This is a genomic window from Flavobacterium niveum, assembly GCF_055231775.1.
Genome location: NZ_JBUYSX010000006.1, coordinates 20,769 through 35,124, shown reverse-complemented (window position 1 = coordinate 35,124; position 14,356 = coordinate 20,769). Strand labels below are relative to the sequence as shown.

The 14,356-nt window shown below is 46.4% G+C and carries 10 protein-coding genes; 6 read left to right on the top strand and 4 right to left on the bottom strand.

Translation table 11 applies throughout. The annotated features are described in order from the left end of the window. Nucleotide 1 precedes the first annotated feature (1 nt). The 5 genes from ACZIX4_RS15035 to ACZIX4_RS15015 all read left to right on the top strand — a co-directional run bounded on the left by ACZIX4_RS15035 (nt 2) and on the right by ACZIX4_RS15015 (nt 4,254). Nucleotides 2–694 (top strand): hypothetical protein, encoded by a 693-nt coding sequence (locus ACZIX4_RS15035; RefSeq protein WP_463336458.1) that lies wholly within the window; start codon nt 2–4, stop codon nt 692–694. Between the two features lie 52 nt (nt 695–746). Beyond that, the gene (locus ACZIX4_RS15030) at nt 747–992 is read left to right on the top strand and encodes a hypothetical protein (protein WP_463336457.1); all 246 of its coding nucleotides are present in this window, start codon (nt 747–749) and stop codon (nt 990–992) included. After that, nucleotides 989–1,279 (top strand): type II toxin-antitoxin system RelE/ParE family toxin, encoded by a 291-nt coding sequence (locus ACZIX4_RS15025; RefSeq protein WP_463336456.1) that lies wholly within the window; start codon nt 989–991, stop codon nt 1,277–1,279. Before ACZIX4_RS15030 ends, ACZIX4_RS15025 begins: the two co-directional genes overlap by 4 nt. Beyond that, the gene (locus ACZIX4_RS15020; RefSeq protein ID WP_463336455.1) at nt 1,276–3,717 is read left to right on the top strand and encodes a bifunctional UDP-N-acetylmuramoyl-tripeptide:D-alanyl-D-alanine ligase/alanine racemase; all 2,442 of its coding nucleotides are present in this window, start codon (nt 1,276–1,278) and stop codon (nt 3,715–3,717) included. Before ACZIX4_RS15025 ends, ACZIX4_RS15020 begins: the two co-directional genes overlap by 4 nt. 189 nt (nt 3,718–3,906) lie before the next feature. After that, nucleotides 3,907–4,254 (top strand): toxin-antitoxin system YwqK family antitoxin, encoded by a 348-nt coding sequence (locus ACZIX4_RS15015; protein ID WP_463336454.1) that lies wholly within the window; start codon nt 3,907–3,909, stop codon nt 4,252–4,254. Nucleotides 4,255–4,442: 188 nt separating this feature from the next. On the opposite strand, the gene ACZIX4_RS15010 is transcribed toward ACZIX4_RS15015, so the two are convergent. The 3 genes from ACZIX4_RS15010 to ACZIX4_RS15000 all read right to left on the bottom strand — a co-directional run bounded on the left by ACZIX4_RS15010 (nt 4,443) and on the right by ACZIX4_RS15000 (nt 11,056). Beyond that, a complete protein-coding gene (locus ACZIX4_RS15010) occupies nt 4,443–5,639 on the bottom strand; it encodes a PepSY-associated TM helix domain-containing protein (protein ID WP_463336453.1) in 1,197 nt (398 codons plus the stop codon). Between the two features lie 214 nt (nt 5,640–5,853). After that, the gene (locus ACZIX4_RS15005) at nt 5,854–8,304 is read right to left on the bottom strand and encodes a TonB-dependent siderophore receptor (protein WP_463336452.1); all 2,451 of its coding nucleotides are present in this window, start codon (nt 8,302–8,304) and stop codon (nt 5,854–5,856) included. Between the two features lie 244 nt (nt 8,305–8,548). Beyond that, nucleotides 8,549–11,056: a TonB-dependent siderophore receptor gene (locus ACZIX4_RS15000; RefSeq protein ID WP_463336451.1), complete on the bottom strand. Its 2,508-nt coding sequence runs from the start codon at nt 11,054–11,056 to the stop codon at nt 8,549–8,551. Between the two features lie 649 nt (nt 11,057–11,705). Between ACZIX4_RS15000 and recJ the strand changes: the two genes are divergently transcribed. Then, nucleotides 11,706–13,397: a single-stranded-DNA-specific exonuclease RecJ gene (recJ, locus tag ACZIX4_RS14995; RefSeq protein ID WP_463336450.1), complete on the top strand. Its 1,692-nt coding sequence runs from the start codon at nt 11,706–11,708 to the stop codon at nt 13,395–13,397. Nucleotides 13,398–13,836: 439 nt separating this feature from the next. Here the strand turns inward: recJ and ACZIX4_RS14990 are convergent, their stop codons facing one another. Beyond that, nucleotides 13,837–14,328 carry a cupin domain-containing protein gene (locus tag ACZIX4_RS14990; protein ID WP_463336449.1) on the bottom strand — a complete coding sequence of 164 codons (492 nt, stop codon included), beginning with the start codon at nt 14,326–14,328 and terminating at the stop codon, nt 13,837–13,839. Nucleotides 14,329–14,356: the final 28 nt, after the last annotated feature.

Here is a 14,356-nt window from a genome sequence, read left to right as displayed (position 1 = left end):
TATGAAACATGCCGCCTTTATGCTGCTGCTTATTCTTTTAGGTTGTGGCCGTACCAATGAAAAGACAGCTAAAAACACCACACCCGCTAAACCGGCTACCGGTAAGCTAATCCCCATAAATTTTAAAGACAACATGTATTTTGATGTTGCAGGCTATGCCCGCGATACCATTACAAAAGACGGTTGGAAGATAAGCTATCTGGTGAAGGACGATAGCACCCGGTATGATGATCTTTATATACAGTGGGAAAAAGGATCGATTAAACGGTTTTATAAAGATAGCGACGTGCTTCTGGTACGCCGTTATTTTATACCTACACTTTCTAAAGATAATAAAACACATATTTTTCTTGAGCATGGCTGCGCTACAGGTTGCTGGGCGGTATTGGCATTACCAAAAGACAGCAGTGCCGAAGCTAAAGACTTCGATGCCATTGCAGGTTACGATATTGATTTGGGGCAGGTAGTATACCGTAATTATGACGATTATGAAAAGCTGTCTTTCGAGGCAACAGATCTTAACCGGAATATAACGAAAAAAGTTACTTTTAAAAATAAGGGCTTTTCTTTAGCCAGCGAAAGTGCTCCTTTAGATACTCTTATTTTTAAAGGAAACAGCATAATTATAGATTGTGAGGTTTATGATTTAGAACAGGATAAAAACATTATTGAGAGACAGGTTATTACATTTTAACAGCTATATTATCATCGAAAAATGTTTAACTTTGATAGAAATTATAATGGCTATGGAATCAGAAAAATTGAAAATAAATGTTGCCCAGAGAATCCTCAGCCTTTCAGATGACAGGTTGCTGAAAAGAATATCCGATATTTTAGATGAAGAAAATATTGTAGGATATGATGTGCAGGGTAATCCTATAACCCATGAAGAGTTCATGGAAGATCTTGAAGACACGCTAAAACAGCTGGACGAAGGCACCCTTGAAACCTATACTACCGAAGAAGTTAAACAAATGATTTTTGGTAAATGAGGACACAGTGGACTAAAAAAGCTTCAACTGAACTTATTGCCATAATAGAATATATAAAAAAGGATAGCCCTCAAAATGCCCTTATGGTGTTCGAGAAAGTGCATGAACTGGTTGACAGTCTTTCTGTTTTTCCTGATAAATTTCCGCTCCAGCCTAAAACAGGCAAAACAAATGTTCGTTTTGCTGTACTTTGGAATATGAAGATAATTTATGTTGTTGGCAAAAACACCATCACAATTTCACGTGTATTCAGCACAAGGCAACATCCAAAAAAACTTAAACCTTGAGCGTCCACACCCACAATATAACCCCGGCGCTGCATGCCCGTTTTGAAGGCATACAGCCCGATATGGAAATAGACAACGTGTCTATAGACAGCCGTTCGCTGCAAAACAACGGCGGCACCCTTTTCTTTGCCCTTACCGGGCAAAACCGCGACGGCCACCAATACATCCCCGCGTTGATAGAAAAAGGCGTGCGTAATTTTGTAGTAAACCGCATCCCGCAGGGAGGCGAGGGGCTGGCCAACTTTTTTATTGTTCCCGACACCCTTAAAGCACTACAGGATTTTGCCATATACTACCGTGGGTTGTATAATTTTCCGGTGATTGCCATTACGGGCAGCAACGGAAAAACTATAGTAAAAGAATGGCTCAACTACCTGCTGAGCCCCGATTATAACATTATACGCAGCCCTAAGAGTTACAACTCGCAGGTGGGTGTACCGCTTTCGGTAATCGGTATTAACGAGCACCACGACCTGGGCATTTTCGAGGCGGGAATTTCTACCATGGGCGAAATGGAAAAGCTGGAACCCATCATCCGCCCAGACATCGGCATCCTTACCCATATAGGGCCTGCACACGATGAGGGCTTTGAAAACCGCACCCAAAAGACAGCCGAAAAGCTGAAGCTGTTTACCCATGTAAAAACACTGGTACTGCAAAACAATACCGAAGTACTGGACTTAGTACCCGATGGCGTACATACTTTTACCTGGGGTTTTAACGATGAAAATGCCGTGGTAAACATCCACCGCGCGCCTATAGCCAATGGCACAACACTTACGTTTAACTACCGTGGCAGTTTTGAGGTGAACATACCGTTTAGCGACGATGCATCTGTAGAAAATGCCATAAGCTGCGCCATGCTGATGCTAACCCTGGACTACAGCCCCGAAACCATAGCCGAGCGCATGGCAGGCCTGTACCCTGTAGAGTTGCGCCTGCAGGTGAAAAACGGCATTAACGACTGCACCATTATAGATGACAGTTTCAGCAGCGATTACCAGTCGCTTAAAATAGCGCTCGACTTCCTAGAGCAGCACAAAACCCACCAGGAAAAAACAGTGATACTGTCGGATGTATTCCAAAGCGGGTTTGACACGGTGGTGCTTTACGCAAAGGTGGCCAAGCTGCTTTCCAGCCACAACATAAGCCGCGTAATAGGCATAGGGGAAACCATAAGCCGTGAACTCGCCGATTTCCCAAACTTCTATCCATATAAAGACACGAAGGATTTTCTGGCTAACTTTAAGCCTTCGGGTTTTAACGACCAGACGATACTGGTTAAGGGAGCGCGCAGTTTCCGTTTTGATGAAATTGTGGTGCTACTCGAAGAAAAGACCCACGAAACCGTACTGGAAATCAACTTGAATGCCGTGGTACATAACCTCAACTTTTACAAAAGCAGGCTGAAACCCGATACCAAAATAATGGTTATGGTGAAGGCATTCGGTTACGGGGCGGGCAGTTATGAAATAGCCAAAACCCTGAGCCATGAAAAGGTAGACTACCTGGGTGTGGCTTTTGCCGATGAGGGTATCGACCTGCGCAATGCGGGCATCAGTACGCCGATTATTGTAATGAACCCTGAAAACACGGCCTTTGAGTCGATGATAGCCTACAACCTGGAGCCTGAAATTTATTCGGCTAAGGAGCTACGCGCCTTTATCGCTTTGGCACAACAAAAGAACCTAAGCAATTACCCCATCCACATAAAGCTCGATACGGGCATGCACCGCCTGGGCTTCCAGGAAAACCAGCTGGACGAGCTTATTACCCTGCTGCGCAACAACAACTTTGTGGCGGTACGCAGCATCTTTTCGCACCTGTCGGCTTCAGATAGCCCGCAGTTCCGCGATTTTACTTTGGAACAGATCGGTAAATTCGATACATGGTCGGTACACCTTACGGAGGCGCTTGCCATAAAACCCATACGCCATATACTGAACACTTCGGGCATTTATAACTACCCCGAATCGCAGTACGATATGGTGCGCCTGGGCATTGGCCTCTACGGCGTGGGCAACGATGTTACCGAACAGAAGTTCCTGCAAAACGTGGGTACGCTAAAAACCGTGATACTGCAAATAAAACAGGTACCTGCCGGTGACAGCGTAGGCTACGGCCGCCGCTATATGGCGCACCAGCCTGTAAGTGTGGCCACGCTGCCCATAGGCTATGCCGACGGCATCCGCAGGGCGTGGGGCAACGGCAGGGGATATGTAAGCATAAGCGGGCACAAAGCCCCCATACTGGGCAGCGTGTGCATGGACATGCTCATGGCAGATGTTACCGGCATTGACTGCAAAGAGGGCGATACGGCCATTGTTTTTGGTGAAAGCCCTACCGTACACGAAATGGCTGATGTGCTGGAAACCATACCCTACGAAATACTCACCGGTATATCGCAACGGGTGAAACGGGTATTTTATAAAGAGTAGGCAATAAGACTTTGGGTAATAATACCTTTGTGTTGCCAACAACTAACAACCATTAACCAACAACTTTGGTGTTCCCAATGTTAAGTTTTACTCAATGTTACCAAATTGTTAACTCAATGTGTTTTTTGTGTAAATTAATTTTATATATTTGTTTTGTAATAGAATGTATAACCTTAAAACACAAGGGCAATGAAAAAGATATTCGCAGCAGGATTTCTGCTGATGGCAGGTGTGTTATCGGCACAAAATGCAAAACCAGTACACGAAATAGAAAACAATATAATTAAAAGTACCTATTATTACGATAACGGTAATGTAAAGCAATCGGGCTTTTACAAAGACGGTAAGCTTACCGGTGCATGGGTGGCCTTTAATGAAGACGGCTCTAAGCAAAGTATGGGTACTTATGAAAACGGTAAAAAAGTAGGCAAGTGGTTTTTCTGGACAGGGAAAACCCTTACCGAAGTAGATTATAACGACAGCCGCGTTGCAGAAGTGAAAAAATGGAGCAAAGATGCGGTGGCCGTAAACAAATAATTTGTTACTAACCCGAACTCTAAGTTTAAAAACAGAAAGCCCCGTGAGCTACTGCTTACGGGGCTTTTCTTTAAATATGGAACATGATAAAACTAACAGTTCAAAATCCCTTTAACAGGGCATTGTTTTTATGCTGGGGTAGCCCCAGCAGTTTGTATAAACCGTTTTTGGTTAACTCCCGAAACGGTTTATGATTTAGCTGTAGTAGGTTTTACCACCGGTTTCGGTTTGGTTTTTTTGGTACGGCCCCTCCATATCAGGAAACCTGTAACCGGTAGTATAGAGCAGACAAGGCTGGCTACAAAAGCCAATATTTTACCCGGCAGCCCCAGTATGGCACCCACGTGTATGTCGTAGTTGGCCCCAATCACCTTTACGCCCATATTAGCATCTTTATACAATTCCTCTTCCAGGAATTTACCGCTGTACTGGTCGTAGTAGGCGTGGTGGTGCTTGTAGTAGGCACCGGGTACGAGGTTTACATGCATTTCTATAACAGCGGTACTGTCTTCCGGCCTGCCCATGTTGTAGTAATCGGCTTCAGGGTAGCGTTTTTTCGCATCCAGTAGCGCAAGGTTAAACGCCTTGTCTTTATCGGCCTGTGCCGGGGTAGATTTTACTTCTACCGGAACAGGAGGGGTTATGCTAAGGCTCGATATTACGTACACCGTGGCCTGGAACCACTGGAACGCCCAAACCATGCCGGTAAAGGCCAGTACTATAGCCACCGATGCTACATAAAACCCGAAAATGTTGTGCAGGTCGTAGTTTTTACGGCGCCATTTGGTAGTATCTTTCCACTGGAACCAAAAGCGCTGCTTGCGTGCGGCCTTGTTCTTTGGCCACCACAGTATAATGCCACTAATAAGCATTATTACAAATATAAAGGTAGACCACCCGATAATCTGCTGGCCTATGGGGTGGCTTATCAGCAGGCTCCAGTGCAGCATTTTTACAATGTTGAAAAAGCCGTGGCCTTCGTCATACTTACCCAGTACTTCGCCTGTGTAGGGATTGGTATATACAATGTAGTAATAGTCCATGTTGTCCAGGTACCAGAAATGCCCTTCCTTAGACTTATAGGAATAAGAAACTGCTGCTTTTGTAGGGTCGTTATAAACGCCAAGGCTGTTCAGCTTCATATCAGGCCCCAGTGCTGCCTGGGTTTTCTCCCACAGTACCGATGCAGGCAGGTGTTCCTTGCCGGGTTGTACATAAATGGCATCGTGGCGCAGCCAGGTGGTTATTTCTTCCTGAAATGCATAAATACAGCCTGTTACAGCCAGCAGCAGTACTACAAGCCCTGATGATAATCCCAGCCAAAGGTGTGCCTTGCCCACCCAGTGCTTAAAATCGCGTTTCTTTTTCTTTTTTTCCTGTCCCATTCAAAAAGCTAAGTTATTATATTTTGCCCAAAAAGCGGCATCCTCTGTTACAAGGGTGCCGCTGTGGGTGTATGTTTTCCTCTTTCCAAAGGATAGAGAGTGTCACTCAGCGTCCAGTCATTGCGAGGAACGAAGCAATCTCATTGTTTTTGATTGCTTTATGAGATTGCTTCGTCGTACCTCCTCGCAATGACAGGCCGGAGTGGTGGGGTTCTTAAAATTTATACGTTACGCCAAACCTTACATTGCGTGGCGCTTCGGCCTGCCAGTAGTAAATGTTTACGTTTGTAGAACCGTAGTACGACCCGCTGTACAGGTAACGGTCCAGTATGTTAAACATATTTGCCGTAAGCCTCATGTTACCTTTTTCGTAAGAAAGGCCACCATCCAGCTTAAAGTAATCCGGAAGTTTTTCGCGCCCTACAGCCCAGGTATCGGTTTCCCTGTTGCCCAGGAAGGTAAAGCCGCCCGATGCGCCCACTCCTTTAAAGAAGCCGTTCTGCACGGTATAGCTCAGCCATGCGTTAGCCGTATGTTTAGAGTAGCCTGGTATTATATCGCCTTTTTTAATGCCGTAAGTATCGGTAATGCCCGGTGCTACTTCACTTACAAATGACTCAGTAAAGGCATAGTTAGCCACAAGGTTAAGCCCCGGAAGTATTTGGCCACGGGCATCAAATTCAACACCCTGCGCCCTGCGCTCGCCAAATATAATGCTGTATTGCTCACCGGGTGCATTGCCCGGGTCGCTCATCAGTTCGTTTTTCTTGTTTATCATGTAGGCAGAAACCGAAGTGCTCCATTTACCATCAAACCAGTTCCTTTTTACACCCACTTCGTTGTTGTTGCCGCTTAGCGGTTTTACGTCGCCACCGTTCCTTAGTATACCGGATTGTGGGGTAAAGGCTTCGTCATGCAACACGTAAACTGATGTGTTTTCGTCTACAGAGTAGCTAAGGCCGGCACGCGGTGTCCAGTGCTTGTCTGATATTGGCGCACCGCCCCATGAAGACTGGCTGATGTTTGTATAGCGGCCTGCAAGGGTAAGCCTAAGCTTGTTTTCAAAGAAACCTATTTCATCCTGAAGGTAACCGGCACTGTAGCGCGAGCTCATAAGGCCGTAACCAAGCGTTGCCCTTTCTTCTATAGACAGGCTGCGGTCAAATACAGGGTAACCGTTTACCGGAGGCCCGTAGGTAGGGTTGTTTACGTCAAATGGGTTTTCGAAGGTGTCAAGGTCGTGGCTTTGGCTCCAGTCAGCAAAGTATTCTTTGTTGCCCATGTCTACACCACCCAGTATTTTGTGGCTTATGCTGCCGGTTTGTACCTTACCGTTTATGTAGGCCTGGCCCATTTTCATGGTGCTTTTTGCATCCCAAAGCCCCACGTTTCGTATTATCTGGCCTTCGCCAAGAGTACCGTCTACAACACCGTCATAGTTGGTGTCTATATCGCCGGGACCCACGCCTGTAGGCCATGAGCTGTAGCCTTCCTGCATGTACCTGAAGTACGATGCCTGTGCGGTAAGCTTCCAGTTTTCGTCTATCTGGTGCTCTAAAAGCCCGTAGAAGCTGTGGTCGTTTATCTTGGTGTCTGGTAATCCAGGTTGTGTAAGGGTAAAGTCGCGCGGAAGCGATGCATAGCTGGTGCCGTACACGTAGTACGAACCTACCTCAGTCATGTTGGCACGCTGGTAGTTGTATTCCAGGGTAAGCTTGGTTTTATCGGTAGCCTGGTACGAGATTACCGGGGCTATAACGTAGCGGTCGTTATGCTCGTACGGGCGGAACGAACCCTTGTTTTGTGTAGAAAGGTTAAGGCGGTACAGTAGCTTGCCGTCTTTGGTCAGTTTACCGTCCAGGTCCAGCGTGGTACGGTACAGGTCAAAGCTGCCCAGTGTAAAGCTGGCTTCGCCTTTGGTTGTGCCTGTAGGTTTTTTGGTTACCACGTTATAAAGCCCACTTGGGTCGCCGCTAGATATCATGAAACCTGCAGGGCCTTTTACAAATTCTATATGGTCTACAAAGCTCATGTCTTCGGTTAGCGGGCCCCAGAACGAAGAAACCACGTTAAACCCATTCCTGAAAGCCTGTATTTGCGAACCGCGCATGCTTATGTTAGCATACAGGTCGCCCCAGTGCTCCAGGCGTACGGCGCCACTCACGTTACGGATAAGGCCGTCGCTCATGCTTATTACCTGTTGGTCTTTCAGCGTTTGTGCGGTTACTATCTGTATGTTTTGCGGAATTTCCAGTACAGGTGTGTCCAGGCGCAGCGAACCTGATGGCTTGTCTTGCTTGTAGCGGTTAGCATCGCCGTTTATAATCACCTCGTTCAGTTCTTCCTGGCTTTCGCTCAGGGTGAAGTTCTTTGCAGCAACATTGCCGGCGGTTACCGTTACGGTTTCCTCCAGCGGCTTAATACCTACCGATGCTACACGCAGGGTATAGTCGCCCGGTTTAATGTTCTTAATCTCGTAGTAACCTTTGGCATTGGTTACGGCACTGTGTACCGTGCCTTTCAGCGCTACGCTTATGTTTTCGGCGGGAGTGTTATCACTCAGCACCACGGTTCCGCTTATGCCGCCGCGGTCCTGTGCAGAAAGCAGCAGGCCAAACAGCAGCGCTATAAGCGTAAATGTTTGTTTAAGGATAGAGTTAATCATTTGTTTTATGTTTGTTTATGTAGCCGCAAAGTTACACGGCTAACATATATCAGTCAACACTATTTTTAATTATTCTAAATAAAGTTAAGCTGAAATTCTACTTTTAAGGATGTAGTGGTGAATACCGTTTATTTTTTTGGTATTGAAAATTTTAATGGTGAATCACTGTTTTTGCTTCAGCGAATTAATAAAAAAATGCCCCGCCGGTAGGGGCGGGGCACTTCATTATCACCTGCTATTTCAATTAGAAGCTGTAAGACAGGCTTGCAGATAGCATCCTTGGCCTTTGGGCGCTTATGGTGCTCCAGCCTTTGTAGTAATCTTTGTTAGAAATGTTATCCAGTTTCAGGGTAAGAGTAACATCGCTTATGTTGTAAAACGCTGAGGCGTTAAGTATTGTATAATCAGGCAGGGTAAATGTACCTGCTGTGTTACGGTTGAATATCTTGTTTTCGCTGGCATAGTTACCACCAAAACCAAAGCCAAGCCCTTCAAGGTTACCGTTTAGTATGGTATTGCTAAACCTGTAGCTCGCCCAGAAGTTCACCATGTTTTGCGCACCGGCGCTCTCAGGCCTTTTGCCTACAAAATCGGCATCACCGGCTACCAGCTTGCTGTCGTTGTAGCTGTAACCTGCTATTACGTTAAGGCCGGTTACAGGATTAGCTGTAACAAAGGCTTCAAAGCCCTGGCTGCGCTGCTTACCATCCTGGAAGTTTACCGTATCTGGCATTACAGGTGCACCGGTTACAGGATCCGGCTCGTTAGGTATCTGCTTAGAGTATACCATGTCGTTTACTTCTATGTAGTAGTAGCTAAGGGTGGCGCTAAGCTTGTCACCCAGCAGGTTCAGTTTGGTACCGCCTTCAAGCTGTTTTGCATGCTCAGGCTTAAAGCTCCTTGCCACAGGTACACCAAGTATCTGGTCCTGGCCCGGTGCTACGTTGCTGAAACCGTCCATGTAGTTAGCAAATACCGATACTTTATCAAGTACAGGCTGGTACACAAGGCCGAATTTAGGCGAGTAAGCCGTTTGGTTATAGTTAGCCGACTTGTTTATAAAGCGGTCTGCCCTAAGGCTTAGCATTACCGATAGTGATGGTAAAATATTGATAACATCAGACGCATATGCGCTGTATACTTCTTCTGTAGTAGTGGTAGCCGTTACCTGTCCGTTTGCAAGCAGTGCGTTCATGCCTGCCTGTGTAAGTACGCCGGTATCGTCTGTACCTGTAGGCTGGCCCATAGCGGCTGCAAGCATGTCAAATTTAGACTGGTTGTTACCTATGTATATGTAACCGTTGCCTACATACGGGCTGCCGTTGTTTTGCACATTGCGGTTAAAGTAGTCAAGGCCTACAATAAGGCGGTTCCTTAGTGAACCAAGCTTAAAATCGCCTATAAAGTTCTGCTGGATGTCAGTAGCGTAGGTTGTAGAGTTTTGCTTGTTTACATAACGGGCAAACAGTAAACCTTCCATGTTACCATCGGGCAGCATGCTTTCTGCAAATGCAGTGCCTTCATAAATGTATGAATAGAAACCGTCTGATTTAGCCGTAGACCTTGAAAGCACGGTTTGCGAAGTCCACTGGCTGTTTATCTTGTAGTTCATTTGCCCCTGTATGTTAAACGTAGGGGTGTCTATATACAGGTCGTTGCTGGTGTATGAACGTTTGTTGTTGTAGCCAAACGCCTTCATTTGGTCTATGTTGTTTACGTGCAGTGCAGAGCTCCTGTCCAGGAACAGCATGGCAGTGTTAGTGCTGCGGCCGTTGTATATTTCGGTATTTACAAAGAAGCTCAGTTTATCGTTTACGTTATAGTTAAGCGACGGGGCTATAAAGAATGATTTTTTAAAGCCTGCATCCTGGAAGCTGTCTTCGGTGTGGTAAGCCGCATTAATGCGTATGGCGCCTTTTGCCGGGTTAGCAAACGGGCTGTTTATATCGGCAGTAAAGCGGTTAAGGTTATAGGTGCCGCCTACATAGTTAATGTTGCCTTTAAAACCGCCAAACGGCCTTTTTGTGGTAACGTTTATAAGCCCGCCATACGAAATAAGGCTGCTGCCGAAAAGCGTACCCGATGGGCCTTTTATAACTTCTATACGCTCTACGTTTTGCGGGTCGGCGCTACCATTTGTTATAGACGGCAAGCCGTTTACCATAGTAGGCTGCACGGCAAAACCCCTAAGGCTGAAGTAACCGGCACCATCTGTACCACGGCCGGTAGATTCCCAAAGCCTGTCCAGGCCGGGTACGTTTTTATAGGCGTCGTCCATTTGCGTTATTACCTGCTCTTTCATAAGTTCGGCAGTAACGGTGTTGTATACCTGTGGGTTTTCTATATCCTTAAGCGGCATTTTGCTTACCACGTTACTGGTAGTGCGGGTAAACTTGTTAGTGCCACCGTTTATAATAACCTCGTTAAGCTCTTCCTGGCTTTCGCTAAGGGTAAAGTCTTTGGTTGTAGCACCGGCAGCAACAGTAAGGGTTTCCTCCACAGGCTTAACGCCTACCGATACCACGCGTATGGTGTAGTCGCCCGGCTTTATGTTCTTTATTTCGTAGTGGCCTTTAGCATTGGTCACTGCGCTGTAGTTGGTTCCTTTAAGCGCTACGCTGATGTTTTCGGCGGGAGTGTTGTCGCTCAGTACAATGTTACCGCTTACACTGCCGCGGTCTTGTGCGCTAAGCAGCATACCGAACAGCAACGCCACAAGGGTTAGTGTTTGTTTAAAGATAGAGTTTCTCATTTTGTTTGTGGTTTTAAAAACGCCACAAAGGTATACCGCTAACATACATGAGGCAATACTATTTTTAATTATTCTAAATAAATTCAAGATTCAAAAGTATTTTTACAGATTTTATTGTTATGCCTGCATATTTTTTTTCGAATGAAAATTTTACCCTTTAAACACTGTTTATATTGTAACATTTTGTGATGAAATAAGCTCAGGATTTAAGTTTTCAGTCGCAGCCGCAGTTTTCAGCTTGGCGCCTTGGCGGCTTTGCGAGAAAAATACAGCGGTGATTCACAGGGAAGTTATTACGCTAAGTTTCCCAAAGTTTTAGGTAAGAGCGAAGTTATTCTGCTCTCTGATGGATCTATGGTATGGACACAAATCGCTTTGTGGACTTTTTGCTTTCCAAAGGAAAGCCTTAGTGTACGTTTTAAGCATAATTTAGGTCTTTTGTGGACTTTGTGAAAAACTTTGCGCCCCTTGTGGTAGAAAATTCCTCGAAAAGACGCCAAGTCGCAAAGATGTGTCCACACAATAACTGATAGGTGGGAGGTGGGTAAATATTTTAGATGCTCAGTAGCTAAGAAGCTTAGCAGCTCTGTTTAACTAGCCCTTGCCCCGCGAAAAAATATACCCTACATTTACAGAAACACACTACTCCATGCGCTGGACCTTTGCCCCTGAACGTGACCCGCTGATTATAAACCACCTGACTGATGTACTGGGGGTAGACCGCCGTATAGCAACCCTGCTGGTACAGCGCGGCATCAGCACATTTGAGGAGGCACGGCAGTTTTTCAGGCCGTCTTTGGCCGACCTGCACGATCCCTACCTGATGAAGGATATGGACAAAGCGGTGGCACGCGTGGAGCAGGCTTTGGCTAACGGCGAAAACATACTGGTGTTTGGCGATTACGACGTAGATGGCACCACGGCGGTTTCGCTGATGAGCGGCTACTTGCACAGTATTTACCCGAATGTAGATACTTACATACCCGACCGCTATGCCGAGGGTTACGGCGTATCGTTTGCCGGGATAGACTATGCCGATGACAACGGTTGCACCCTGATTATAGCGCTGGACTGCGGCATTAAAAGCCCTGATAAGGTGGCCTACGCCAAGGAGAAAGGCATCGACTTTATTATTTGCGACCACCACCGTCCCGGCGACACCCTGCCCGATGCCGTTGCGGTACTGGACCCGAAGCGTGAGGACTGCACTTACCCGTACGATGAGCTTTGCGGTTGTGGGGTGGGTTTTAAGTTAGTCCAGGCGCTGGGTGCCAACCGTAACCAGACGATCATGGACCTGCTGCCGTGGCTCGATCTTGTAGCCACTGCCATAGCTGCCGACATAGTACCCATAACAGGGGAGAACCGTATACTGGCTAAGTTCGGGCTGGACGTGATAAACAGCAACCCGCGCCCCGGCATAAAGGCCTTAATTCAAAATGCCAAAAAGCAACAACTGAACATAAGCGATGTGGTCTTCCGTATAGCGCCGCGCATCAATGCCGCCGGGCGTATAAGCCACGGAAAGCATGCGGTTGCGCTGCTTACGGAGTTCAGCCTGGAGCAGGCGGAGGCATTTGCCGCCGAGATAGAAACCTTTAATGCCGACCGTAAGGAGCTGGACAAACAGATAACCCAGGAAGCCCTACGACAAATAGAACGCAATAACGACCACAGCCGTTACAGCACCGTGGTGTACCGGGAAGACTGGCACAAAGGGGTGATAGGCATCGTGGCATCTCGCCTTACCGAAACCTACTACCGCCCCACGCTGGTGTTTACCAAGAGTGGCGACAAACTGGCGGCTTCGGCGCGCTCTGTACGGGATTTTGATATTTACAATGCCCTTGAGGCCTGTGCCGACTGCCTGGAACAGTTTGGTGGGCACATGTATGCGGCGGGGCTTACGCTGAAGGAAGAACAGTACGAAACCTTCCGCGAAAAGTTTGAGCAGGTGGTGCAAAACACCATAGCGCCTGAGCTGTTAATTCCTGAAATTAAGGTAGATGCGGAGCTGTACCTGGCGGATATTACCCCGAAATTCTTCCGTATACTAAAGCAGTTTGAACCCTTCGGGCCGGGGAATATGACACCCGTTTTCTTAACCAAGGGACTGCGTGACACGGGCTTTGGACGCGCCATAGGCAGCGACAGCGAACACCTGAAACTCTTTGTAAAACAAGGTAATAGTGACGGTTATAGTGCCATTGGCTTTGGCCTTGCCAAAAAGAAACACCTTGCCGAAAACACTGCTTTTGATGCCGTATACAGCATTGATGAAAATGAATGGAACGGGGAGGTTAGTTTGCAGTTGCGCCTGAGGGATATAAAAGAAGAATAAGCTTACAAAAATAATAATTTTGTAAGTTTTTGGTTTCAAATTAATATTCCACATTTGGTATAAAAAAATACAAAAAGTTGTGGAAAATCTTTTTAGCTTAAAAATGGGGGTTAAGCTTTTGGTTTTCATTGTATTAATGTCGATGCGCTAAAAAACACACCGTACAATTTACCCCGAATAATCCACAGCGGAAGGGGAGATATTCCACAGCAAAATTTGGGTGCTACCAGCTTCTGTCTTTGGTTGAAAAAACTTACAATTATTTTGCTGAACGATTGCCTTCAGTACTTGGTGCGGAATGGTGTTGTAACTTTGTGGCGTGAGGCTGAAAAATTGGAACACTGATGACACTGATTCGACGGATTTACACAGATTTGAAAAAAGCAACCTGTCTAATATTTCTATCCTAACAAATCATTATCGCAATGGGTGTTAGCTGTCACCCCAAAAAATCCATCGGGTAGGTTTTCTGGTTGTACTTTATATCTATTTCTTTAAAAAAGGCACGGCGGTTTTCGTCCAGTTCGGGTATGGGCAAAAACGTGCCGAGCGTTACAGGGGGGGCTATTTCGCGGAACAGGTTTTCCAGTCCGGCAGGTACCACGGTACACAACAGCCTTACATAGGCGTCTGATGTGTTTTTAAAGCAGTGTATAGCGCCACCCATGGGTATGTTTACAAAGCCGTCTTTGCTTACCAGCTGGTTTCCGGCTTCGGTTTTAAAGGTGAGTTCGCCTTCCAGCACGTAGAACATTTCCTGTATTTCGGGATGCGAATGGGGTGGAGGGCCACCGCCGGGCGGCACTACCATTTCTATAACGGCATACGCACCACCGGTTTCTTCCCCGGAAATGACAATGCGGTAATTGCCACCGGCTACAGCCAGGGTTTCACCTTCGGTTTTGTTTGTAATGGTTATGCTTGGGTTCATAAGATGTTTTTGTTTTAGAGATTTGGCT